The organism is Paenibacillus sp. FSL R10-2748 (assembly GCF_038005565.1).
GTDB lineage: Bacteria > Bacillota > Bacilli > Paenibacillales > Paenibacillaceae > Paenibacillus > Paenibacillus polymyxa_B.
Window position 1 is genome coordinate 1 of record NZ_JBBOTK010000006.1, and the last position, 23,537, is coordinate 23,537.

25 protein-coding genes and 1 other annotated feature are annotated in these 23,537 nt (G+C 46.0%); all 25 genes read right to left on the reverse strand.

The features are described from left to right. Positions 1-447: 447 nt before the first annotated feature. The 25 genes from NSS66_RS18140 to NSS66_RS18260 all read right to left on the reverse strand — a co-directional run bounded on the left by NSS66_RS18140 (position 448) and on the right by NSS66_RS18260 (position 23,528). Positions 448-2,022: a LysM peptidoglycan-binding domain-containing protein gene (locus NSS66_RS18140; RefSeq protein ID WP_316244115.1), complete on the reverse strand. Its 1,575-nt coding sequence runs from the start codon at positions 2,020-2,022 to the stop codon at positions 448-450. A 159-nt stretch (positions 2,023-2,181) separates the two neighbouring features. Beyond that, positions 2,182-3,066 carry a branched-chain-amino-acid transaminase gene (ilvE, locus tag NSS66_RS18145; protein WP_069079914.1) on the reverse strand — a complete coding sequence of 295 codons (885 nt, stop codon included), beginning with the start codon at positions 3,064-3,066 and terminating at the stop codon, positions 2,182-2,184. A gap of 17 nt (positions 3,067-3,083) precedes the next feature. Further along, positions 3,084-3,983: a prephenate dehydratase gene (pheA, locus tag NSS66_RS18150; protein ID WP_160789769.1), complete on the reverse strand. Its 900-nt coding sequence runs from the start codon at positions 3,981-3,983 to the stop codon at positions 3,084-3,086. After that, positions 3,980-4,948, reverse strand: coding sequence for a homoserine kinase (thrB, locus tag NSS66_RS18155; protein ID WP_075154646.1), 969 nt, complete (start codon positions 4,946-4,948; stop codon positions 3,980-3,982). Before thrB ends, pheA begins: the two co-directional genes overlap by 4 nt. A gap of 27 nt (positions 4,949-4,975) precedes the next feature. After that, positions 4,976-6,262, reverse strand: a complete 1,287-nt coding sequence (locus tag NSS66_RS18160; RefSeq protein WP_023989944.1) for a homoserine dehydrogenase — start codon at positions 6,260-6,262, stop codon at positions 4,976-4,978. A gap of 43 nt (positions 6,263-6,305) precedes the next feature. After that, positions 6,306-6,743 (reverse strand): ACT domain-containing protein, encoded by a 438-nt coding sequence (locus tag NSS66_RS18165; protein WP_013311587.1) that lies wholly within the window; start codon positions 6,741-6,743, stop codon positions 6,306-6,308. 157 nt (positions 6,744-6,900) lie between these two features. Then, positions 6,901-8,211: a GTPase ObgE gene (obgE, locus tag NSS66_RS18170; RefSeq protein WP_023989945.1), complete on the reverse strand. Its 1,311-nt coding sequence runs from the start codon at positions 8,209-8,211 to the stop codon at positions 6,901-6,903. A gap of 13 nt (positions 8,212-8,224) precedes the next feature. Then, positions 8,225-8,962 (reverse strand): Spo0B domain-containing protein, encoded by a 738-nt coding sequence (locus NSS66_RS18175; RefSeq protein ID WP_013311589.1) that lies wholly within the window; start codon positions 8,960-8,962, stop codon positions 8,225-8,227. Positions 8,963-9,107: 145 nt separating this feature from the next. Then, the gene (rpmA, locus tag NSS66_RS18180; protein ID WP_013311590.1) at positions 9,108-9,425 is read right to left on the reverse strand and encodes a 50S ribosomal protein L27; all 318 of its coding nucleotides are present in this window, start codon (positions 9,423-9,425) and stop codon (positions 9,108-9,110) included. Between the two features lie 5 nt (positions 9,426-9,430). Then, the gene (locus NSS66_RS18185; protein ID WP_013311591.1) at positions 9,431-9,769 is read right to left on the reverse strand and encodes a ribosomal-processing cysteine protease Prp; all 339 of its coding nucleotides are present in this window, start codon (positions 9,767-9,769) and stop codon (positions 9,431-9,433) included. 13 nt (positions 9,770-9,782) lie between these two features. Further along, on the reverse strand, positions 9,783-10,094 hold the full coding sequence (gene rplU / locus NSS66_RS18190) for a 50S ribosomal protein L21 (protein ID WP_013311592.1): 312 nt from the start codon (positions 10,092-10,094) through the stop codon (positions 9,783-9,785). A gap of 13 nt (positions 10,095-10,107) precedes the next feature. Continuing rightward, positions 10,108-10,195: a sequence feature (ribosomal protein L21 leader region), on the reverse strand. Positions 10,196-10,293: 98 nt separating this feature from the next. Beyond that, positions 10,294-11,478: an Rne/Rng family ribonuclease gene (locus NSS66_RS18195; protein ID WP_023989948.1), complete on the reverse strand. Its 1,185-nt coding sequence runs from the start codon at positions 11,476-11,478 to the stop codon at positions 10,294-10,296. A 48-nt stretch (positions 11,479-11,526) separates the two neighbouring features. Beyond that, positions 11,527-12,405: a M50 family metallopeptidase gene (locus NSS66_RS18200; protein ID WP_023989949.1), complete on the reverse strand. Its 879-nt coding sequence runs from the start codon at positions 12,403-12,405 to the stop codon at positions 11,527-11,529. After that, complete coding sequence (locus NSS66_RS18205; RefSeq protein WP_338532757.1) at positions 12,398-13,243, reverse strand: M23 family metallopeptidase; 846 nt, start codon at positions 13,241-13,243, stop codon at positions 12,398-12,400. The genes NSS66_RS18200 and NSS66_RS18205 overlap by 8 nt, the downstream gene beginning before the upstream one ends. 340 nt (positions 13,244-13,583) lie before the next feature. Further along, on the reverse strand, positions 13,584-14,381 hold the full coding sequence (minD, locus tag NSS66_RS18210) for a septum site-determining protein MinD (RefSeq protein WP_013311596.1): 798 nt from the start codon (positions 14,379-14,381) through the stop codon (positions 13,584-13,586). Positions 14,382-14,384: 3 nt separating this feature from the next. Then, positions 14,385-15,047: a septum site-determining protein MinC gene (gene minC, locus NSS66_RS18215; protein ID WP_013311597.1), complete on the reverse strand. Its 663-nt coding sequence runs from the start codon at positions 15,045-15,047 to the stop codon at positions 14,385-14,387. An 82-nt stretch (positions 15,048-15,129) separates the two neighbouring features. Beyond that, the gene (gene mreD / locus NSS66_RS18220; protein ID WP_023989951.1) at positions 15,130-15,660 is read right to left on the reverse strand and encodes a rod shape-determining protein MreD; all 531 of its coding nucleotides are present in this window, start codon (positions 15,658-15,660) and stop codon (positions 15,130-15,132) included. Next, positions 15,660-16,481 carry a rod shape-determining protein MreC gene (mreC, locus tag NSS66_RS18225; protein WP_023989952.1) on the reverse strand — a complete coding sequence of 274 codons (822 nt, stop codon included), beginning with the start codon at positions 16,479-16,481 and terminating at the stop codon, positions 15,660-15,662. Before mreC ends, mreD begins: the two co-directional genes overlap by 1 nt. A gap of 55 nt (positions 16,482-16,536) precedes the next feature. Continuing rightward, on the reverse strand, positions 16,537-17,571 hold the full coding sequence (locus NSS66_RS18230; protein ID WP_013311600.1) for a rod shape-determining protein: 1,035 nt from the start codon (positions 17,569-17,571) through the stop codon (positions 16,537-16,539). Positions 17,572-17,676: 105 nt separating this feature from the next. After that, on the reverse strand, positions 17,677-18,369 hold the full coding sequence (gene radC / locus NSS66_RS18235; protein WP_025722728.1) for a RadC family protein: 693 nt from the start codon (positions 18,367-18,369) through the stop codon (positions 17,677-17,679). Between the two features lie 13 nt (positions 18,370-18,382). Next, a complete protein-coding gene (locus tag NSS66_RS18240; RefSeq protein WP_053325966.1) occupies positions 18,383-18,991 on the reverse strand; it encodes a Maf family protein in 609 nt (202 codons plus the stop codon). A gap of 22 nt (positions 18,992-19,013) precedes the next feature. After that, a complete protein-coding gene (locus tag NSS66_RS18245) occupies positions 19,014-19,256 on the reverse strand; it encodes a DUF4321 domain-containing protein (RefSeq protein WP_023989955.1) in 243 nt (80 codons plus the stop codon). Between the two features lie 121 nt (positions 19,257-19,377). Then, a complete protein-coding gene (locus NSS66_RS18250) occupies positions 19,378-20,598 on the reverse strand; it encodes an SPOR domain-containing protein (protein WP_023989956.1) in 1,221 nt (406 codons plus the stop codon). 167 nt (positions 20,599-20,765) lie between these two features. Next, complete coding sequence (gene murC, locus NSS66_RS18255; protein ID WP_013311605.1) at positions 20,766-22,145, reverse strand: UDP-N-acetylmuramate--L-alanine ligase; 1,380 nt, start codon at positions 22,143-22,145, stop codon at positions 20,766-20,768. Between the two features lie 6 nt (positions 22,146-22,151). Beyond that, positions 22,152-23,528, reverse strand: coding sequence for a bifunctional folylpolyglutamate synthase/dihydrofolate synthase (locus tag NSS66_RS18260; RefSeq protein ID WP_339200748.1), 1,377 nt, complete (start codon positions 23,526-23,528; stop codon positions 22,152-22,154). Between the last annotated feature and the right edge of the window lie 9 nt (positions 23,529-23,537).

The window sequence follows — 23,537 nt, forward strand, 5'->3', positions numbered from 1 at the left end:
GTTGAAACTGACGAGATAAAATATCTCTTGTTTGATTTTGCGAACAAAATCATTTTACTCACTCGTTGTTCAGTTTTCAAAGATCAAACCTGCATAATGTCTCACTTTGTTTCACCACCACATCTCAGCGGCGACTTAAATAATATATCATGTTTTCTACGTCTTTGCAACACTTTTTTTCAAGAGAATTTTTTAATCAATTCTGCTTTGTTTTCGTGTTGCTAACTATCTTGTAAAAGACATCTATAAGAATATACCACATAAATACGCTAAATAGCAACACCTTTTTTTGAATTCTTTTTTCATCTTTAAATCACTGCATTTAAATAAAGAGACCATTATTCCCACAAGCAGAATAACAGTCTCTTTAACATTCATTTCTTTCTCTTAATGAATAGTAAAACCGGGCACTACTAGGAGGTCCCTCTCTTTTTACATTTAGACACGTCAGTCCTTAATCCATGGATTTTTACGCGAACGAGCATTATAGGATGAGGAACGGGGTTCTCCTCCACTTGAATTATGGGATTTTTGCTTCTTATTGCTAGCATTTTTACTGGAAACCTTGGCTTTGGACGTCTCTTCTTTGGATGTACCGCCAGAACCGTCTTTTGATTTACCTTTACGCACGCTACGTTCCTTTGGTTTAGAAGAAGAAACAACTTCATTTTGGGATGCAATAGTCAGATTGTTACCCATCTCCTGCGTTCCTGGAATTGCTGGTGCCGACTGGACGTTATCTTCCCGGCATCCACAGTCTGGCATAAACATATAGGGGGTTGTATATCCCTCTAATGGATACATAGGTGCATTCCCATGCGCAAACGGATGATAAGGGGAATTCGCAGATTGTTGTCCTTGTAGCTGGCTATAGTCGGACACGTTTCCACCCGCAGGCAAACCATATTGAGGTCCTCCCCATGCCTGGCTCCATTGACTGCCCTGGACTGTACTCTCTGGATACTGCTGCGGATGCCCTTGATGGATAAAGGGAGGATAGACAGGGTAGGATGCATTTTCAGACGCCTCATGACTCGGATAATATCCGGGGGCGCAGCAATCTGAATAGGCAGGATAAGGTGTTGGATAGGCATTTATGGGTGATGTCTGCACAGGCCCCCAGCACCATGGATGCTCACATTCATGATGATAGCCCTGATCAGAAACTACAGTAGGAGAGGCATATTCTGCTAAGGAGGTATTTATAGGCGCATTCCCCAAAGTTTGTGGAGACCCAATCCCCGGATACCACGAGTTCGGCATTGCATTTATTTGTGGGCTATAATCAAATGTCGGCTGTTGTATCGACCACTCGGAATTTACCATCGGCTCCGATTTTGTGCAGCCGCAAAATTTTTCAGCTACAGGTTGCTTCACAACAGTTGTAGGAAGCTGTGGCTTAGATGCAATCGGTTGGGTAACTATGGGCTGCATTTGAGGTGGAGCAGGATTTACGGGTGCCATAGGAACTTCAGGCAGTTTTAATTCAGGAAGCTTAGGAGGATTCACTGTTTCTTTTGGCTGTGTCATCTCTTCTTTAGGGCTAGGCATATTCTCCTGCTTAGGCTGCGTCAACTCCGCCTTGGGCTGGGTAAGTTCTTGCTTGGTTGGGGATTCAGGTTTAGGCTGTGTCATCTCTTCTTTGACTGCGGTATTTTTTTTATTCTCAGTAAAATCAGACGCCTCTTCTTTGTAGTGTGGAATATTAACTGTTTCTCCAACCAGAAGTGCGTTCGGGTTTTTAAGCTGGGAATTGGCATCAATAATTAGCTTAAGCGGTACATTCCACGCCTTGGACAACTTCCACAATGAATCTCCTTGCTTAACCTTGTGTTGATATACCGTTGACGGCTGTGTTTCCATCGTAACAGGGTCTGTTGGAATTTTAATTTTCTCGCCGATGCTCAACTGATTAGGGTCTGCCAATTGGGGATTGGCGGCAATAACTTTCTCCAGCGTCACATTATACTTCTGTGCCAGCAAGTACAGAGTGTCACCTTTTTTGACGATGTGTATTTTCACAGGTCACAAACCTCCTAGACTTTCGTTCGGGCGGGATAAACGCCCGGCTTCTGTTATTACATCCTATGCACCTCCCGGGCGAATGACCCCATACAAACAAAAAAATCCTCTCAACCGAATACTCTCACGAGCATTCAGCTAAAAGGATTCGGTTTTATTTTAGTCCTGCCACACTTTGTAGCCATCCTTATCCACGATCTTCCGGAACTCAGCCAAGAGCTCCAAAGTCACTGGGCCAGCAACGCCGGAGCCGATCGTACGACCATCCACTTCATAAGCTGCAATAACTTCTGCTGCAGTTCCTGTAAAAAACACCTCGTCCGCAACATATACATCATGCAGTGTAAAAGGTTGTTCCTTAAGGGGGTATCCAAGCTTAGCACACAAATCGATAATAGCATTACGAGTAATCCCTTCAAGCGCTCCCAAATAGCAAGGAGGTGTATATAACACTCCGTTTTTGACAATGAAAATGTTGTCCGCAGAGCCTTCCGTCACATACCCTTGGGAATTGAGCATAATAGCCTCACCTACACCAGCATAGTTAGACTGGATCTTCACGAGGATATTGTTGAGATAGTTCAATGATTTAATCTTCGGATTCAAAGCATCTGGGATGTTGCGACGCTGAGAGACAGAAATTGTCTTCAGGCCAGTCAAGTAAGCTTCTTCCGGGTAAATGGCGAGCTGTTCCACGATAATGATGACACTCGCCTTCGCACAACGAAGAGGATCTAAACCTAGATTTCCTGCACCTCGGGATACAATCAGACGGATATATCCGTTACGCATTTCGTTAAGACGAATCGTTTCAGCCATTGCTTCCAACATCTCATCAGGAGACAACGGAATGTTTAACTGAATGGACTTCGCAGAATCATACAGACGCTCCAAGTGCTCCTTACATTTAAAAATATTCCCGTTATAGATACGAATGCCCTCAAATATACCGTCTCCGTACAAGAATCCATGATCATATACGGAAACCTTTGCGTTTTCCTTAGTCACATGCTGCCCATCCAGATAGATCCATTGTTCTGCCATTAAAACCACACCTCCGATTAATGTTCCTTTAAAATAGGTTCGATCGCTGCTTCAACATACTTGTAGCTTGGATAAGAGCCAAGAATACGTACATGGCATCCCAAAGCCTCAATCTCTGCAAAGGCTGCCGGAAGCAGAACGGAATGCAGAGATTCCAAAACTTCAATGTAAAAATAATAATTCCCCAATTGCTTTTTGGTCGGACGCGATTCAATACGGGACAGATTTAACCTGCGCCATGCAAATGCGGATAAAACCTGATGCAGCGCTCCCGGGAAATCCTGCGGTGGCGTGACCAAAATACTGGTTCGCTGACCTTCAGGTGTACCCGGGAGACTTATAGGTTGATGGCCGATCAAGACAAAGCGGGTAAAGTTGTTATCGTGATCCGTTACTTTGCTGGCCAAAATATCCAATCCGTGTTTGGCAGCCGCGAGCTTGGTTCCGAGAGCGGTCCAGCCTTTACCGGGGTTATGTTTAACAATTTCGACGGCTTCTGCCGTACTTCCTGCACTCTCCAGCTCGGCCTGAGGAGCGGAAGCCTGTATGAATTCTTTACACTGGGGAAGCGCTACAGGATGAGACATAATTTTGACCACTTTGCTCAAATCCAGCTTGTCCAAATCCTTCGTAAACTCACTACGATGTCCAATAAGATTTTGAATTGAAGGATATACCCATTCCGCCTGCATTTGAATGTCTACTTCATGTACAAGCCAATCCATATGCAAACTTACAGAGCCATCAATCGTATTTTCAATGGGAATTACACTATAGTCTGCCTGTCCCTTGTCTACTGCCTGAAATACGTCCGCAATATGCTTGTAAAACAGTAATTCATGGGACGTATCTCCTAACAAATACTTAATCGCTTCATGAGAAACGGTCCCCTCAGGAAGAAGTGCAATTCGTTTCATATCGTAAGTTCCCCTTTAATCATATCCATAAAAGGGAGTGTATTCCCTTCTGTATATACTTTAACTCCTTCACTCTCAGGGCGCAATTTTAAAACAGAAGCAGTGATCCCCTCTTTGTTCATGGTATCCGTTAAATACTGCTCCAGCTCCGCTTTCCGATTCACCCGTTGATCCGTCAATGCCAGCAGCGTCGGTCCAGCCCCACTGAGAGCCACACCCAAGGCACCATAATGGTGCGCATCCCGCAGGATCTCTGTCATACCCGGCACAAGCGCCGCACGGTAAGGCTGATGAAGCTGATCACGCATCGCTTCGGCAATTAAATCGGTTCTTCCCGACGCCAATGCTGCTACTAGCATGGAAGCATGACTTATATTATATACGGCATCCTTCAATGATACATGCGCGGGTAGAACCTCTCTGGCTTTCGACGTGGATAGCTGAAAATCTGGAATAACTACCATAACCTCCAAATTAGCATCCGGTTCAAGTCGTAAATGCCTAGCATGCTCGCCATCCCACATCGCTGTAATAATACCACCAAACAGGGAAGCTCCAACATTATCCGGATGTTTTTCAATGGCGCTTGCCATATCGAACAGTTTGGAATCCGGCAGAGGTGAGCCAATCAACGTATTGGCAGCGACCAAGGCGCCCACAATGGCAGAAGCACTACTGCCCAAACCACGAGTGAGTGGAATATCCGAGTACATCGAAATATCGAGCTCAGGTACAGATACACCTGCTTCCCGAAAAACCATTTGTGCTACCTTGAAAATCAGATTAGTTTTATCTTGGGGAACACCATTCATTTCATTTCCGTATAAATGAAAAGCCGTCTGTTCGGCCTCCTTCATTTCAATCCATGCATATAAGGACAATGCCATGCCCAATGTATCAAAGCCGGGACCCAAGTTGGCCGTACTCGCAGGCACACGCACTCTTGCTGTTTTTAAAACGGTCATACAGACAATTCCTCCTGCTTTTATTGACTATCCCTCTACTCGATATACGCTCTTGATGCGACGGATGACGTCCAAAGTTTCAAAATGCTCCAAAACCTTTTTCATACTCGCTTTACTGGCTAAATGAGTCACGATAATAATTTCAGCATCGGGGTTAACCTCATTCGGTTGCTGCACAACAGATGCCAGACTGACATCAAATTCAGCAAATACTTGCGTAATCCGTGCCAACACCCCTGCTTTATCATCCACATGCAGAAGCACGAAGTTTTTGAAATACACATCTTCATCGTTACTAATTTTTTTGGGATTGTAAGGAACGATGGCTTTAAGCCCATTGACACCAAGTTTGAGATTTTTCACTACAGCTACTAAATCGGCTACAACCGATGTTGCCGTCGGCATTTCACCTGCACCCGCACCATAAAACATGGTTTCACCCACTGCTTCACCATGCACATACACTGCGTTGAATACCCCGTTCACCGAAGCCAATGGATGCTGCTTGCGTACCATAGTCGGCTGAACGTTAATCGTAAATTCATCACCTTGGCGCTCTGCAATGCCGAGCAATTTCATTTCATATCCTAGTTTTTTAGCAAAAGCAATATCTTCACTGGTTACCTTTGAAATGCCGCTGACACTTACATCCTTGAGCTCTACATTAGAGCGGAAACCAAGCGTGCCGAGAATTGCCATTTTACGAGCTGCATCCAGTCCTTCCACGTCTGAGGTCGGATCCGATTCAGCATACCCAAGCTCCTGCGCTTCCTTGAGAACTTCCTCGTACGAGGCCCCTTCCTGACTCATTTTTGTTAAAATAAAGTTTGTCGTACCGTTCACAATCCCCATAATGCGGGTAATGCGATCGGAGGAGAAGCCTTCAATTAATGTACGAATGATCGGGATACCACCTGCTACACTAGCTTCATAAAAAATATCACACTGCTTTTCCTGCGCCTTTGCTAATACTTCAGAACCGTGCAAAGCCATTAAGTCCTTATTTGCTGTTACGATGTGTTTCCCCCGCTCCAGCGCTTCAAGAATGTACTCCTTCGTCTGATCAACGCCGCCCATGACTTCAATAATTACATCAATTTCAGGGTCCCGAATAACTTCCCATGGGTCCTCAGTAAGCTTGGCTGTCTCCACTTCAATGGAACGATATTTTTCTATGTTTTTTACAGCTATTTTTTCAATGATGATCGGTGAACCGACTTGTCTGCTCAAGTCTTCCTGATTGCCTTCTACGATTCGAACGACTCCCGTTCCAACCGTCCCCAAACCTAACAATCCTACTTTGACCGGTTTCATCCATTCCCCTCCCGCGAACTTATGTCTAATGAACTGAATCGCCTTAACCTTGCCCAATCAGGCGAACACGTTTAACTCCAGAGATATCTTCCAAGCCCTCCAGTAGAACACCCAACTCTTCACTGAGTCTGGACATTTCTACGGAGATGACTACGTTGGCTCTGCCTTGCAGTGGAATACTTTGCTGGATCGTCAGCACATTGCCTCCGAAATCAGCCACTCTGCCAAGCACCCTGGACAACATTCCGGATTGATGCTCTAAATCAATAGAGATATTGACAATTCGCTCACGCTCCAGCTGATTAACCAAATGTATGCCATCCTTATATTTATAAAAGGCGCTTCGGCTTAGCCCAACTTGCTCCACGGCATCATGCACGGTTTTAACATCTCCTGAAGCCAGCAGCAGTTTCACCTGTATGGTCTTAACAATTGCTTCAGGCAAAATATCTTCCCGTACCAAGTAATAGCGCTCTTTCAAGAACGTCCTCTCCTCAAAGACTTATGTTTTTGTATAGAGGACATTATATCGAAACTCTTGAAAATCGGCAAGCAAACAATGCAAAAAACGGCTACTGCCTTCTATAGAGTTTCCTATAGTACAGTAACCGTTCAGGTTTTAGAACTTTATTTGAAATTTAGTAGTAGCTGCTGCCTTCAACAAATTCGAACTCGAAATCAGCAATGCGTACAGATGTACCATCTTTGGCGCCACGCTTGCGTAACTCAGCATCCACACCCATATGGCGTAACGTTCTTGCTAATTTCAAAATGGCATCATGCGAGTTCAACTGCATGCGCTTCATCATGCGCTCAATTTTAGGGCTCTGCACCACGAATGTGTCGTTTTCACGTACAATTGTAAAGCCATCGTCTTCTGCTGTATCCAGCTTAAATACCTTACGTTCATTGACTTCTGCTACTTCCTCAACAACCGGCTCGTCCGGTATTTGATCCAGCAAATCAGCAGCCCGGTAGAGCAGTTCCTTCACACCTTGACGTGTCAGTGAGGAAATAGGCATGATTTCAAGATCAGGACGTATAGAAGCAATCTGCTCTTTGAAGTGAGTCAGGTTTTCTTCCGCTTCCGGCATATCCATTTTATTGGCCGCCACAATTTGTGGACGCTCAGCCAATGTTGCATTATATTGCTTCAATTCGTCGTTAATTTTAGTCCAATCTTCAAACGGATCACGTCCTTCGGAGCCCGCCATATCCACGACATGGATAATAATACGCGTCCGCTCAATGTGCCGCAGAAATTCATGTCCCAGCCCAATACCTTCATGAGCTCCTTCAATCAAACCAGGCAAATCCGCCATCACAAAGTTACGATGATCCCCCACATCCACAACGCCCAAATTCGGAGTAATCGTTGTAAAGTGGTATGCCCCAATTTTCGGTTTTGCGGAAGATACAACCGACAACAAGGTAGACTTCCCTACACTAGGGAACCCGACCAAACCTACGTCAGCCATTACTTTTAACTCAAGCGTGATATAACGTTCTTGTCCCTCTGCGCCGTTCTCAGCCAACTCAGGCGCTGGATTATTCGGTGTAGCAAAACGGATGTTCCCGCGTCCTCCGCGTCCTCCTTTAGCTACGACGACTTGTTGACCATGACGTGTCATATCTGCTACTACTTCACCAGTATCATCATCTATGATGACCGTTCCCGGTGGTATACGTACGATCATGTGCTCCGCATTGGCTCCGTGTTGGCTTTTGTTACGACCTTTCACTCCACGCTGGGCTTTAAAATGACGTTGGTACCGAAAATCCATCAAGGTACGCAAACCCTCATCTACACGGAAAATTACGTCTCCACCGTTCCCTCCGTCACCACCACCTGGGCCACCTTCAGGAACGTATTTCTCACGGCGAAACGCAATTAATCCGTCCCCACCGTCACCGCCTTTAACAAAAATCTTCGCTTTATCTACAAACATGGTTACACCTTCCTTATGTCTGGCACTGCATCCGAATTTGAAGCATTTCGCCCGTAGGGAGCTTCTCTGTTCGAATGCGTTCACTTCCGAGTACGGATCTGACCCGCTTCAGGATATTCAAATCCGCAGGTATGTCACTTCCTTCAAAACGGACGATAACATCATTCTGATCCATACCGAAAAAAAGTGTCAATCTGCGCACTTCTCCCCAGGACGACCGGCCCCCGCCATATTGATACGCACGCACCGTTTCTATGACGGCCGAGGCAAGCGACTCGCCGTCTTCGGGAGACATGACAGCGTCTAACTTTAACTGCTCCTCAACCTGTACCGACAACTGTAAATTACCGGCGTTCACGCGAAAAGACTGCAAATAAAACACCAGTGAGGGAATACCCAACTTAGATATTTTACTGTCTTCCGCCACGCGCCCTTTTATTGTTTCCACATAAGCAACAGATTTATCATGCTTATTCATACGAATATATCCATAAAGCACCTGCAAGTCATTCATCCAGTCATGCCGATGATGGTTAAGCATTGAAATCGCTGTACGCTCAAAAGAACGCAAAGCAGCTTTCCGCTCATACTCAACCTGTCTTTGCGTATACCACATACCAAAGCATGCAGCAACTACAGACCATACTGCTAATAAGATAATCGTTAATACTTCAGGATAGAGCAGTGAAAAAACCAAAGGAATCAGAATGGAACCCAACGCCAGATAAGGCGCTCTTATCCGCTGGAACATGGCTTCTCTCCGTTCTGCGAAATTAAATGGATTATTAAAGAACCTTAATCCAGTATAGCACAGACTAACTTTCCAGTTCATTACCATCATGCAAAAAAGCCTCCGACAAAAGTGCCGGAGGCTTTTCAGCGTGTCTAAGCCGCTATTAAGCTTCTACAGTAGCTGCTACTGGAGCAACGTCGATCGGGTAGATGCTCACCTTTTTGCGATCACGGCCCCAACGTTCGAACTTCACAACGCCGTCCACTTTCGCGAACAGAGTGTCGTCCTTACCGATGCCCACGTTCGTGCCCGGGTGAATTTTCGTTCCGCGTTGACGAACCAGGATGCTACCGCCGGTAACTGCTTGACCGTCAGCACGTTTCACTCCAAGACGTTTCGATCTACTGTCACGTCCGTTTTTTGTGGAACCTACACCTTTTTTCGATGCGAATAATTGAAGATCCAATGTCAATTTCAACATGATGTCTACCTCCTTCTTTGATTATTTTCTATTTGAATATACTTACCGTATGATTCAGCAATACTTGTCAGCATAATCACCATGGACTCCAGCAACAGTTGAACCTGTGCGTTCGCATCATGATAACTTTCAGGAGAAAGATACGCGCTTAAAAAGCCGTTTTCCATTTCCGTTTCCATCTCAACGTCCGTAAGAGCTCCAATCGAATTGACAGTTCCTACCGTTACCGCTGAAACGCCAGCACATACGATATCCTCGCCAGATTTAGCGAAATTCGCATGCCCTTTAACGGAAAACCCCTGTATGCTGCCATCCTCCAGTCGTGTAATACGCACGATAATCACTTATCGCACCCTCTTACGCTTGGATTTTTTCAATCGTCACTTTCGTGTACGGTTGACGATGACCTTGCTTCACATGGTAGTTCTTTTTAGGTTTGTATTTGTATACGATGACCTTTTGACCTTGACCATGCTTCTCAACTTTAGCTGTTACAGAAGCTCCAGAAAGAAGCGGTGTACCTGCTGTCAAGCCATTGTCGCCGGACACTGCCAGAACACGATCAAACGTTACAGTTTCACCATCATTAGCTTCCAACTTCTCGATGAACAATACGTCGCCCTCTTGAACTTTGTATTGCTTACCACCTGTTTCGATAATTGCGTACATTTGCTTGCACCTCCTTATGTCTCAGACTCGCCTAATAGCAGGTGACAGATTCCCTTAGGATACTGCACTTCAGTACCTGATTGGAGCGGTTACAGCATGTGCAGCCAATCTTACGCATCACACATACTAAATGATTGTAGCACAAGCTTTGTACACATTCAACCTTTAGTTTTAAAATGATTTTTGGTTTCGCACCACTCTACACGAGCGTCTTTTCCTCACGCACTTTTTTGCGGGTCATTTCCAGCAAACCTAACCGCGTCCAACCGACAACATAAGATTTGGTCCGATCCTTCTTCAATCTTGCTTCCAACACAGAGGATACTTCCCGACGGTTCTCCTCTTGTTCCATGTCAATAAAATCAATGATGATGATACCACCAATATCACGCACACGTACCAGGCGGGCAATCTCTTCGGCTGCTTCAATGTTAGTCTGGGTCACCGTCTCTTCCAGATTACTGCCTCCCGTAAACTTCCCCGTATTCACATCAATGACGGTTAATGCCTCCGTATGATCAATGACAATATAACCGCCGCCCTGCAACCATACCTTTCGCGCAAAATCGCGTTCCAGCTGCTCATGAATGCCATAAGCTTTAAAAATTGTTTCTTCTGCACCACGAAATATACTTACATGAGCTTTCGCAGGACCAATCTGTTGCAGCATTATTTCTGCGTCCTTTGCTTGCTCTTCACTGTCAATAACCAGTTCATCCTGTTCAGGTGTAAACACATCCCTAATCAATCGCTGAACGATACTTAAATCCCGATGTAATTCGCACGGAGCCGAGTGTTCACCAGCTTTACGCTGAATAGCCGCCCACTGCTTACGCAATTGATTTAAATCATTTTCAATCGCCTCTATACTCATGTCTTCCGAAACGGTACGGATTATGAGTCCTTCCTCACTTGTGCGTAGCTGCTCTCCCATTGCTTTCAAACGGGTACGTTCGCCCTCACGTTCGATCTTCTTGGATACGGCCACATAATCAGCACGGGGCATATATACGATCCAGCGACCCGGAAGTGAAAAATGAGTGGTGACCCTGGCTCCCTTGCTACCAACAGCCTCTTTTAATACCTGCACTACAATTTCCTGCCCCACCTTTAACACTTCTGAAATGGATGGCTTTACCTCCGGCTGCTTGTCCAAATGAGCATGAAGTACGTCATCTACATACAAAAAGGCATTCTTTCGCTGTCCAATGTCAACAAAGGCGGCTTGCATACCTGGTAGCACATTGACCACCCTCGCTTTGAAAAAAGAACCTAGAATTCCCCGTTTTCGCGGTAGTTCAGCCGCATATTCAACCAATCGTCCCTCTTCCAACAGCGCCATTTGGGTCATCTGCTGCTGGCATTGTACAATCATTTGCTTCATGGTTTTTCAACCTCTCTGGATACAGCCTCTTCCTTAACTCATAAAACATTATTTGGGCTTGGGTTCTCCACCATCTGGCGGGCGTGTCGCAAAATAAGAGCGAATAAGACGTTGCTCCGGCAGTACGGCTACAATCCGTCCCTGTTCATTCATAACATAAACCATATGATACCGATCTCTTCTGAAAAGACGCAAAATAGGCTCCAAATGTTTCACTGGCAGGGATACAATAGGTAAGGCAATACTCCCCTTAGCTACTTCGCGGTAAAAAAGCTCGTCCCTCCCCAGCAAAAACCGTATAAAACGGTAAGGGATATTCCGATAATCCACAATATTAGAATAAAGCAAAAAAATCCCTACCGCCAGCAGATTTAAATGCATAGGTCCATTTTGCCTTAACAACGGTGAAATACCATACATACAAAATAGCAGACTCGTTACGATACTGGCTCTAAAAGTCCACACTAATGTGCGGTGATAAGAACAAGATAAGCTAATCAATGACTGTAATATTTTTCCACCATCAAGTGGTAAAATGGGCAGCAAATTAAACAGTGCAATAACTGCATTCCCCTGAATTATATAATTTACATAATCATACTCCAGCCCACTCACATTTCTGAACCACAAAAGGATGATGATCATGATTCCGTTTTGCAGGGGCCCCGCTAGCGCAATGACAATCTCCTTCCACGCATTGAGCTTCCCCTGATCCTCAATGACCGCCACTCCTCCAAAGGGTAACATCTGTATGGAAAGCACCCGCGCGCCCAACAACGAAGCAGCTGTCGCATGACCTAGCTCATGAATAAACACCAATGTAAATAAAGTTATGATCTCGATAAAATGTCCAGTTAATATAGAGGTCAGCATAACCAATACAAACAGTGGATGTAATGATAAGGTCACCCCTCGGACATTAATCAAGGGCTACCACTTCCGACGGGTCAATGTATTGATCCCCTCTCTGAACTGCCAAAAACAAAGTTGCCGCCTCGCTGCCACTGTGACTTGCTGGCAGTACACCGATCTCATCCCCCTCCTGAACCCAGTCGTTCACTTTTAAGGTAGAGCGGGAAAGCCTTCCGTAAGTTGCTGTGATACCGCCAGTGTGTCGAACTGTAACCGAAATCCCGCTTTTGGGATGATTTAATATGTCTAATACTCGTCCTGCATCTATACTTTTAACAGCGATTGCCCCGTTGTCGGTAACATTCGGCGTAATTTCTACTCCTTTAAGGCTCAGTACAAAAGGCTGTGTTATGTTGCCTTCGATCGGTGGAGATCCCTTTCGACTTGCGTCAACCTTGTGCGTTTCATGCTCCTCGCCAAAAATCGGCAAAAAGGAAGGAGCTCCGTCAAAATAAGTTTCATACCATTGTCCGACGGCTGCAAAATCCATATCCTTATTCAAGGCATCCGCAATAAACATTCTCAAATTCACTGCATAGGGAATATCCCAACGAAACATTCCCCATACCATTCCAAATAACACCGTTGCTATGACTAATCTTCGCCAAAAGGAAGTCCAAAAAGACGGACCACGATTCGTCCCAAAAGATTGCTGCCAGCGTTGCCGCTCATTTTTCCACTCAGTTTCTGGGTCTCTGGGCGAGTTGGCACTGACTATAGGCATCGACTTCATATCTTTATCCCCGTGCCTGTTCTGATATATGCCAGAGGGATACGTCTCCGCTTTGCTTCCCGCGATTAGCTGCTGTATACGTTCTTCTCTGCGCTGCTTGATTCCGGAATTTTTATTCATCCTGTTCAGCCCCCTCAGCGAGGTATGTTTGATACATCTTATGAGGACGGGCTTCAACTTATGTTGTCCGGTTAGGGAATACGCACCTAAAAATCAAAAAAAACCGGCGCTCGTGCACCGGTTATGTTTTGTATTTATGATATTTATGTAGTGACCCTAAATTTTGAGAAACTGTATTATGGAAATTAAAAAAACAAACCAAAAACACTTAAATAAGATTACTACTTATTTAAGTGTCTAGTATTACAAATGAATACTACTACAGCTCCTACCTTAGAACCAATGGAAAATCACGTAGGAAGTGTGGAAGCAATTTACCAGTCATAACTTCCTGTTTTCCTCATCCACCCATACCAAAAAACTTCTTAAAGCGTGTCATCACGCTTTTCTTCTGGTCCAGCTGCATGAGGGGCACTGTATCGCCCAAAATCCGTCTCGCAATGTTACGGTAAGCAATCGCGGCCTGTGAATCTGGATTCATAACGGTAGGCTCCCCTGTATTAGCTGCTTTAATTACCATTTCATCATCCGGCACAATCCCAATAAGGTCTATGCTAAGCACTTGTAAAATCCCGTCAATATCCAGCATATCTCCGGATTTAACCATGCTATTGCGAATGCGGTTAACCACCAACTTGGGTGATATCACATGTGAGCTTTCCAGTAAACCAATTACCCGGTCTGCATCGCGTACGGCTGCATTTTCCGGAGTGGTCACAACAATGGCCTGATCCGCTCCGGCAATGGCATTTTTAAAGCCTTGTTCAATACCCGCAGGGCAGTCGATCAATATATATTCAAAATCCTTTTTAAGCTCCAAAATAATATCCTTAACCTGCTCCGGCGTAACAGCACTCTTGTCCTTGGTTTGAGCGGCTGGCAGCATATACAGCTCCTCAAAACGCTTGTCCTTAACCAGTGCCTGATTTAAACGGCAACGACCTTCCGCTACATCAACAAGGTCGTAAATAATCCGGTTTTCCAGACCCATCACAACGTCTAGATTACGCAAACCGATATCCGTATCCACCAAACATACCTTTTTGCCGAGCAGTGCAAGCGCTGTTCCTATATTGGCTGACGTCGTCGTTTTGCCGACGCCGCCTTTTCCTGAAGTGACGACGATAGCCTCTCCCATGTGCTACACCCCTTTGAACACGTTAAAATCGCGGCCCAGACGCACAATATTGCTCATTTTATCTATTTGCATAGCGCCATCCTTGAGATACGCAAATTCCATACCGGATTCACGTGTCTCCCATTCGTCTGGTGGACGGCTGATCATTTCGGAAATTCGCAGCTGTGTCGGTGCAAAATAGGAAGCCGCAATAATCGCTTCACTATTTCCCTCCATCCCTGCATGCGCCATGCCTCGCAAAGCGCCGAGGACATAAATATCACCAGTACATGTTATAATTCCACCCGGGTTTACATCTCCCAAAAAGAGTAGGTTCCCATTGTGATGAAGCACTTGACCAGAACGGATAATCCCTGTCACCGTGTGAATAGGGGGCTTTCCCTGCACTTCCACAGGCAATCCAGGTGATTCTACAGACCTGATGAGCAGATTCCCCTTCTGCTTCAAAATCTCCAGAATACTTTCCTTCTGTTCCTCTGTCACTTCTCGGCTTCCCAGCTTAATATCCACATGAATGATCGGGCCTGTTAAAATATTTTGATGACTGTGCTCCAGCTTAAAACGCAGCTCACCCAGCAAATCCTCAAACTCGCATTGATCGTCCAGCAGGAATACCAGGCCATCTTTGATGCCTTTAATCGTGACATGATTCGATTTCACCGCCATTAGCCTGTCCCTCCTATCTCAATCATTTCGTCCCCGGGACGTCAAATCCCTGCTAACCCGGACAAAATGTGTGTAAAAAGACCTAGACAGCCTCTTCCTTTTTCACACGGGTACCCAAACGCTGCAATTGCTTGCGAACTGGGACATAAATGATGAGGGCGAACAGAAAATGGATAAATAAATCAGGAATCATATACTGAGCAAGTGCCCAATTGAAAGTCTGATGATTCAGCTGGAACAGCTGATCAATAGCAAATAGCATAGAATCCAGCAGGAAACTACCAATCAACACGGCTGCCATCATAATGGGCATCTGCGCACGTCGAGCTGTAAAAACAAGCCCCAATAAGTATGCAGACAACCCCATTGCAAAAGAATAAGGTCCAATGATAAACCCGTAGAACACAACATCATGAATAAGTCCAAAAACAATACCTAGCACCAATGCTGTATGACGGCTGTAATACACAGACACAAACAAGATCACGACATACACAAAATTCGGAACCATTCTTGAATGCCAACTATCCGGAAGAAGCCACGGAAGAATCGTCCCTTCAGCTATAAACAGTACAAACAGCAGCAGTATTAGAACCTGACCGCGCATCTTCATTATTCCGGTACCTCAGGAGTGTAGAGGATGAGCAATTCTTTCCAATCCACAAAGCTGGCTGCCGGTTTAATAATCGCTGTCCGTGTTTTGCCAAACTCCCCAACCTGAATCTTCTCTACCGTTCCAATCATTAGGTTTTTGCGGAATTTCCCGCCTGCGCCAGACGTAATAATCTGATCACCCTTTGCGATTGGATCTTTTTCCTCAATGCGAGTCATTTGAAATCTGTTCGTACCCGGATCATAGCTTTCAATCATACCAAACGATTGATTTTCCTTGCCCAAGACTGTCGCTGCAATGGCATAAGAATTCGGATTTTTAGGATCCAATGTAGTCAACAGTGTAACGGTGGACGTAAAATTCCCCGTTTGACTAATGACTCCTACAAATCCTTCAAGCGAACTGACTTCCTGACCAACCTTCGCTCCGTCCTTCTCACCAATATCGATCACAAGCGTTTTGGAATCATTGCTGACACTGTTCACTTGAGCAACACGATAATCATAATTATTCTTCGCCTTTTGCGTTTGGGTGAACTTCAGTTCATTCTGCAGTCTGGCATTTGTTTCAACATAATTATGGGTCTGAATCTGGTCACGAGTCAGCTTTGCTACAGCAATTTTTAACCGTTCATTTTCTTCGTAGATGCTGCGCATATTTCCGATATCTTCAAAGAAGCCCGCTATTGCTGAAGCGGGCCTGTAAAAGATACCTTGCACAAAGCCAATTGAATCTCTGGCGAACTTCTCGGGCCAGGTTAAGGAATTTCTCTGTCCAAGTGTAATCCCCATAAGGGCAATAAACAGAACGATTCCGATCAATAGAACAAATAGTCTTTTATTGCCAAACAGCTTAAACAGTTCCTACACCCCCGATTCAACGTTTGGAACGGACGGCAGAACTGCTGCGCGATTTGAACAAATGAATATTTTCCAGCGCTCTGCCTGTACCGATTGCCACACAATCCAGAGGATTTTCCGCTACGATCACCGGCATTCCGGTTTCACCTGCCAACAGCTTGTCCAGATTACGCAGAAGTGCTCCACCACCAGTAAGTACGATTCCTCTATCCATGATGTCCGCTGCCAACTCGGGAGGGCATTTTTCCAGTGTTACTTTGACCGCATCCACGATTGCATTGACTGTATCCGATAACGCTTCGCTAATTTCATCAGAAGTAATCGTGATCGTCTTCGGCAAACCTGTTACCAGATCACGTCCGCGGATTTCTGAGGTTTCCACTTGCTCTAATGGCATAGCTGAACCAACTTCCATTTTCAGTTGCTCTGAAGTCCGTTCACCAATCATCAGATTGTATTGGCGCTTCACGTATTGGATGATGGACTCGTCCATTTCATCGCCAGCCACACGCACGGAGCGGCTTGTTACAATCCCGCCCAGGGAAATGACTGCCACTTCGGTTGTACCTCCACCGATATCGACAACCATACTGCCTGTAGGCTCCCATACAGGAAGATCAGCGCCAATTGCTGCTGCAAACGGCTCCTCTATCGTATATGCCTCTCTTGCGCCTGCTTGCTTCGTCGCATCTTCAACAGCACGCTGCTCCACCGCAGTAATGCCTGAAGGCACACAAACCATCACGTTCGGATGGCGCGGAAACAAAGAGCGTTGTGCTTGCGCCTGACGGATAAAATATTTGATCATCGTTGCTGTCGTATCAAAATCAGCAATGACACCGTCCTTCATCGGACGAATCGCACGTATATTTCCCGGTGTGCGACCGATCATTTTTTTCGCAGATTCACCAACAGCCTCAATGGTTTTTGTATCTGTACGCAAAGCGACTACAGATGGTTCACGAACCACAATTCCTTTACCTCTTACGTATACAAGCGTGTTTGCCGTCCCCAAGTCTATTCCCAAATCTTTTGTAAAGCCACCCAGCATGATGTAATCTCCTTTTCTCTTCCCTGAAATCTGTTATCCATGTATAAACGGTTTATTCAGGCCGGATTATCCGGTCGTGTTTAAATGTTTGATTTAAATATTATATTATATTAGACCTTGTTCCTTCAAACTTACAAAGGTCCCGTCCCCGATCACAATATGATCAAGCACGTCGATACCCACGATGTTGCCCGCTTCCATCAGGCGGCGAGTCAACTGGACATCCTCCGGGCTTGGCTTCGGATCACCGCTCGGATGGTTATGAGCGCAAATGATTGAAGCACTGCTGCATTTGATTGCTGCCCGAAATACTTCACGAGGATGCACGATGGCAGAATTCAGGCTACCCATAGATAGTGTTTCCTGAGCAATGACATGATTTTTAGTGTTAAGGAACAAGCATACAAAATGCTCTTTCTGCAAATAACGAAGCTGCTCAAACAGCAGATCAGCCACATCCCGCGGGCAACTAATCACCGGGGTCTCCAAATGGCGAGACAATGCTAATCGACGCCCCAGTTCGATACCCGCTTTTAGCTGTATCGCTTTAGCATCCCCAATGCCCTTAATCTGGGTCAACTCGCTCAAGCTCATATCCACCAGTTGACGCAAATTTCCTGCCTGCTGCAAAATACGCTGCGCTAAATGCACCGAAGACTCATTTTGCGTTCCTGTACGCAGCAATATTGCCAGCAACTCCGCGTTGCTTAAGGCATCCGCCCCATATGTCATCATGCGCTCTCTTGGTCGTTCTTCATGGGGGAGGTCGCGAAGCATCAGTATTGGCGACTCCAGCATATGTTTATCCCCTTTATGGACGCAACACATTCACTCCAAAATCGGACAGCATGTCCGACAGCAAGGAAAGCGGCAATCCTACGACGTTAAAATAACAACCCTGAATAGATTCCACCAGCGTAGCACCCATGCCTTGAATGCCATACGCTCCTGCTTTGTCAGACGGTTCACCAGTATTCACGTATGCCACAATTTGCTCTTGACTCAGAGGCTTCATTGTAACCTCCGTTTGGCGATGTCTGACAAGCATTTCGCCGGTTCCGGTATGTATGCAGGCTACCCCGGTGTACACACGGTGTGTCCTTCCCTGCAATGCAGTCAGCATGCGAACCGCGTCCGCATGGTCGGCAGGCTTGCCCAATACCGAACCATCCAGCACGACAATGGTATCACTGCCAATCACCAGTCCGGCTTCCTTCGACTGAGCGGCAGTGTTCACGACCGCTTCGGCTTTGCGTGCCGCAAGGGTCTCCACGATTTGCTGAGGCGTCCAGCTCTCAGGCGTGCTCTCATCCGCATGACTCGGCACCACCTCAAAGGGGAATCTCAAAAATGCGAGCAATTCCTTCCTTCTTGGTGAAGTCGATGCCAGAATAATGCGGGGCGTAATTTTCCCGTCCATAAGGGAAGCTCCTTTTCATCAGTTAGAGCCTGCGGTACAGCCAGAACGCGGCAATGATGCCGATCAGACTAAGCAGGCTCAATTCAAAATTTATCGTTATGTTGTAGCTGATAATATCCAGGTCCGCTCTTGGCGACCAAGATATCCTAGTGGGGTGGGTCAGAAAGGAAAGGAACTTGATCGATTGAAGGGCTTTGGCAATCCATGCACCCAAGAGCCAACCGAGCAACAAAAACAGTATAAGCATTCCTACATTTTTTTTCATCCTGATCTTCCCTCGCCATTTTTTGACACCTTCATTATTATACGGTGATTTGTACTGCAATACAAACAGAAATCCGGCATGGGGAACTATTTCCAGTTCCTTGCCGGAAAATATGGTTAGCTTATTGTTTTATGAATTGGATAAATTCCCTCTCACGCAAAACATATTCCATCATGGAGGATTGAATCTCCCAAATGTGTTCCTTGGCTGTGTTCTTGTTATATTCCCCAATTGCAGAGATCGCACTGTTCATCGCCTTTTCAAGTGAGGTTGCGGAGACAGCCGCTTCCTTCGAAAGCCCAGTGGGAAGTGCAGTGATATTTTGTGTCCACTGCTGATGCAGGTCGTTCAGCTCCTTCATGTCGGAGGCTGGCACCGTATTCGGACCTCCTTCTCCGAGCAAGGTTGAGGAAAGTCCGCTCAACTTACCCACCAATGAACTGCTTAACTGAAAAAAGCTAGTGAGTTTATCACCTTCGCCTCCGTAAGCTGCTTTTTCGAATCCAGGCAATTCAAGCTCACGAACATACAAATCGACTCCTTGTGTTTTCAACTGATTGCTGAGCAACTTGGCTTGCTCCCTATCCGGCGATATTCCTGCATATACCCGGTTTTGGTCCTCGGTATCCCCTCCTGCTGCAATGCCTGCCTTCAACAGTTCTTCTTTTGCTTGTAAGGCCCGTTCTGGAGTGCTGAAAACCCCATATTGCAGCAAATAGTAGGTTTGTGGAGGTACCTGAGCCTCTATGACAGTGACAGGGACAGAATTCTCTTTTGCAGATATTGCATCCACACCAACAGATTCTTTAAAGACCGGTACTGCCTCCTCTACTGAAGGATCTGATCCCGGGACCATGCCTCCTCCGTTAAACAGTAACAACATAATATATCCAAACATGCCTCCAGTCACCAGCGCGCTGGCTACAGAGCCAACCAGTTTCCATCTTGAAGGGTGGGGCGGACGCTTTCTGTACTCTTGGACAGAATGATAAGCTTCCTCATCCTCTTCCAGGCTATCTGGTAGAACTTCCGCATCTGACCAGGAAGCCGCCGAACGACCAAAGGGGTCATCCCATCCCTCTTGTACTCTTAATGTTGGAGCAAAACGCCGACTTGAAATGCGTTTGTTCAGATCCTCAGGCTCGTTAATCTCTGATTCTTGCGTAGCTACAGTATTTTTCTTCATTCCTCTGTTCCGTTCCGTTCCTTTATGCGAGTTATCAGTTTCACGCTGTTCGTTCGTAATCGACTCGTTTTTGTACGGAAGCACCTGTAGCTTATCCTCCCGGCTTGTCTCCGGCAACTGTTGGTCGAACCGGAATGTCATCTTGGTCTTGTTCATGGATGCACTCCCTCCTTGTCCCATACTTCCTCATAGTCTGTTGTATGAGTCAAGCTAAGAATATATGCCCCAGCATTACAAAAAAAGGGTATCCCGAAACACAGTCGTGTTCGGAATACCCTCGAATAAATGTAATTCATTGGCGTAACAGCTCATTTTTATACGTATTACACTTGCTGTCCGCGAAGATGGCGCGCTAACGCGTCACCTGCTTTCCAGATATCTCCCGCTCCCATCGTCAGCACAAGATCACCCGGCTGTAAGCGATCTTTCAACTCCTCGATCACAGCTTCTTTGGTCGGCAAATAGATTGCATTCGCATTGCTGTTTTGGACGATTAAATCCACGAGCTTGGAAGAATGCACGCCTTCAATCTGTTTTTCTCCCGCTGGTGAATAAATATCGGTAATTATGACTTCACTAGCCTCGCTAAACGCGCGGCTGAACGCATCGAGCAGGAAAAAGGTGCGGCTATAGCGTTGCGGCTGGAATACAGCAATAATACGTTTGCCAGTCGCTCTCGCTGCGCTAATCGTAGCCTCAATCTCTGTTGGGTGATGCGCATAGTCATCAATAATCAGTATGTCATTGCTTTCACCTAGTACTTGAAAACGACGCTTCGCGCCGTGAAATTCCACAATTGTCGCAGCGATTTGATCGAATGGAATCCCTGCTTCCAAACATGAAATCACAGTCGCCATCGCATTATACATGTTATGTTTACCCGGCACTGATAGTTCGATCGTTCCGAGTGCTGTTCCCTTGCGGCTCATAGTGAAGCTTAATCGACGGTCACCTAATTGGATATCTGTCGCCATATAATCCGCTTCATGCTCCACTCCATAAGTAATGACCCGAGTCTGGAGTTGAGGCAGCATTTCCCGGATGTTCTGATCATCTGCGCATACAATAGCCGCCCCATCCGGTCGAATTTGACTCAAAAACTGTACATAGGCACTTTTCAGACGATTAAAGTCGCCATCGTAATTTTCCAAATGATCCGCTTCAATATTGGTTACGATGCCTTGCCAAGGATGATATTGCAGGAAAGAACCATCACTCTCATCCGCCTCAGCAACGACAAACTCGCTTTTACCTGCTTTGGCATTCGTCCCCAAATTCGTGATTTCGCCGCCAATAATATACGTTGGATCAACGTTACATCTCTCCATAACCAGAGCGATCATGGAAGAGGTTGTCGTTTTACCGTGCGCACCCGCAACAGCTATTCCCTTACGTTCGTTAAGCAAGCGAGCCAGCATCTGCGAACGGTGCAGAGTTGGAATATTCAATTCCTCCGCTGCCACCCGCTCCACATTGTCACGTGACAATGCTGTTGAATAGACGACGATATCCGCGCCTGCAATATGCTCAGGCGTGTGTCCAATATATATTTTTGCGCCTTTTGCCGCCAGTTTTTCTGTCAGCTCTTGTGATGCCACATCTGAGCCAGTCACGGTATAACCCATCTCCAGCATGACCCGAGCAATCGCGCTCATCCCGTATCCGCCGATACCGATAAAATGAACATGTTCCGAAGTAATCAACAAATTTCACCAACCTTTTTCCGAATCGGTTTGATACATAAGGGTAGCCCGTACATCCGCAATAAGGTACAGCGTGCCGGACACCACCCCCAGATCTTCCGCTTCCGTATGTGACTGAAACAGGCCAAGAGCCTTTTTCCAGTCACCTTCTACAATTATTTTTAAATCCGTTTTGGCATAAGACGGCCGCAGCTTCTCCACGAGATGAGCCAATTCAGCGGCATTCATTTTGCGGCGAAAATCGGGCTCGGTCAGGATAAGCGTATCCACTAGTGGCAGTATATGCTGCAAGTATGCTTCATGATGCTTGTTTGACAGCATCCCCATCATTAAAACCAATTTTTTGTACGAATACACTTGAGGAAGACTCTTGGCCAGCGTCTGTGCTCCTTCTGGATTATGAGCTCCATCAAGGACAATCCTCGGCGAGGTACTGACTTGTTCGAGACGCCCTGCCCAGGCAGTTTGCCTAAAGCCCTCCAGCAGTTCTGCATCATCCAACACAAAAGCCATATACTGACGTAGGACCTCAAGTGCCATCATAGCTCCTGCCGCATTAGAACATTGGTGCTCGCCTAACAACGTGATGTCAATTTCCATATGTCGGAAGGGCCCCGCGAATGAAAAGGTCTGAGCTGTTTCATCCCCATTTAGCCGTTCATACGTAAACTGTTCTCCTGCCAGGTACAAGGTAGCTCCTTGCTTTGCCGCCGTTTCACGTATGACCTGAATAGCCTCGGGTTGGGAAACACAACTGACGACAGGTACACCCGGTTTGATGATACCAGCCTTTTCCCTTGCAATCTGTTCGAGCGTATCTCCCAAAATATCCGTATGATCATAGCCGACATTCGTAATAACCGAGACGATTGGACTCACGATATTAGTTACATCCATCCTTCCCCCGAGACCTGTCTCCCATACCACAACATCTGGGAAAGATACCGTAGCATAGTATAAAATAGCCAACGCTGTCGATACCTCAAACATCGTAGGTGATCCCAATTCACTATCTGCGATTTCTTTCACCAACGGATACAAGCGATTGGCAAGCAAAACCAGCGTTTCATCGGGAATATCGGTCCCATTGAATTGAAAACGGTTCGTAAATCGGGTGATGTACGGAGATGTAAAAGTTCCGACATCGTACCCACATTTCAGTAGCACAGAGGTCAGAAAGGCACAAGTCGAGCCTTTACCGTTGGTTCCCGCAATATGCACAAACTTCAGATGTCGTTGCGGATCACCCAACTTACTCATTAGCTGTTCAATTCGTTCCAATCCGGGTCTGATGCCAAACGGAATCAAGCCGTTAATCCATTCCACTGCTTCATCATAGCTTTGTAAAGGAGCCGTATCTCCGCCCCTGATCGTATCTGACATCCTCTTCAC

What these genes read in the sequence shown, in the direction of transcription:
- pheA (WP_160789769.1), bottom strand. Translation starts at nt 3,983, where the DNA reads ATGAAACGAATTGCACTTCTTCCTGAGGGGACCGTTTCTCATGAAGCG.
- thrB (WP_075154646.1), bottom strand. Translation starts at nt 4,948, where the DNA reads ATGACCGTTTTAAAAACAGCAAGAGTGCGTGTGCCTGCGAGTACGGCC.
- NSS66_RS18250 (WP_023989956.1), bottom strand. Translation starts at nt 20,598, where the DNA reads ATGAACAAGACCAAGATGACATTCCGGTTCGACCAACAGTTGCCGGAG.
- NSS66_RS18175 (WP_013311589.1), bottom strand. Translation starts at nt 8,962, where the DNA reads ATGTTCCAGCGGATAAGAGCGCCTTATCTGGCGTTGGGTTCCATTCTG.
- obgE (WP_023989945.1), bottom strand. Translation starts at nt 8,211, where the DNA reads ATGTTTGTAGATAAAGCGAAGATTTTTGTTAAAGGCGGTGACGGTGGG.
- NSS66_RS18205 (WP_338532757.1), bottom strand. Translation starts at nt 13,243, where the DNA reads ATGAATAAAAATTCCGGAATCAAGCAGCGCAGAGAAGAACGTATACAG.
- NSS66_RS18245 (WP_023989955.1), bottom strand. Translation starts at nt 19,256, where the DNA reads ATGAAAAAAAATGTAGGAATGCTTATACTGTTTTTGTTGCTCGGTTGG.
- minD (WP_013311596.1), bottom strand. Translation starts at nt 14,381, where the DNA reads ATGGGAGAGGCTATCGTCGTCACTTCAGGAAAAGGCGGCGTCGGCAAA.
- rplU (WP_013311592.1), bottom strand. Translation starts at nt 10,094, where the DNA reads ATGTACGCAATTATCGAAACAGGTGGTAAGCAATACAAAGTTCAAGAG.
- NSS66_RS18240 (WP_053325966.1), bottom strand. Translation starts at nt 18,991, where the DNA reads ATGGACGGGAAAATTACGCCCCGCATTATTCTGGCATCGACTTCACCA.
- NSS66_RS18230 (WP_013311600.1), bottom strand. Translation starts at nt 17,571, where the DNA reads ATGCTGGGTGGCTTTACAAAAGATTTGGGAATAGACTTGGGGACGGCA.
- rpmA (WP_013311590.1), bottom strand. Translation starts at nt 9,425, where the DNA reads ATGTTGAAATTGACATTGGATCTTCAATTATTCGCATCGAAAAAAGGT.
- radC (WP_025722728.1), bottom strand. Translation starts at nt 18,369, where the DNA reads ATGCTGGAGTCGCCAATACTGATGCTTCGCGACCTCCCCCATGAAGAA.
- NSS66_RS18160 (WP_023989944.1), bottom strand. Translation starts at nt 6,262, where the DNA reads ATGAAACCGGTCAAAGTAGGATTGTTAGGTTTGGGGACGGTTGGAACG.
- minC (WP_013311597.1), bottom strand. Translation starts at nt 15,047, where the DNA reads ATGGCGGTGAAATCGAATCATGTCACGATTAAAGGCATCAAAGATGGC.
- mreD (WP_023989951.1), bottom strand. Translation starts at nt 15,660, where the DNA reads ATGAAGATGCGCGGTCAGGTTCTAATACTGCTGCTGTTTGTACTGTTT.
- ilvE (WP_069079914.1), bottom strand. Translation starts at nt 3,066, where the DNA reads ATGGCAGAACAATGGATCTATCTGGATGGGCAGCATGTGACTAAGGAA.
- NSS66_RS18195 (WP_023989948.1), bottom strand. Translation starts at nt 11,478, where the DNA reads ATGAAGCAAATGATTGTACAATGCCAGCAGCAGATGACCCAAATGGCG.
- NSS66_RS18260 (WP_339200748.1), bottom strand. Translation starts at nt 23,528, where the DNA reads ATGTCAGATACGATCAGGGGCGGAGATACGGCTCCTTTACAAAGCTAT.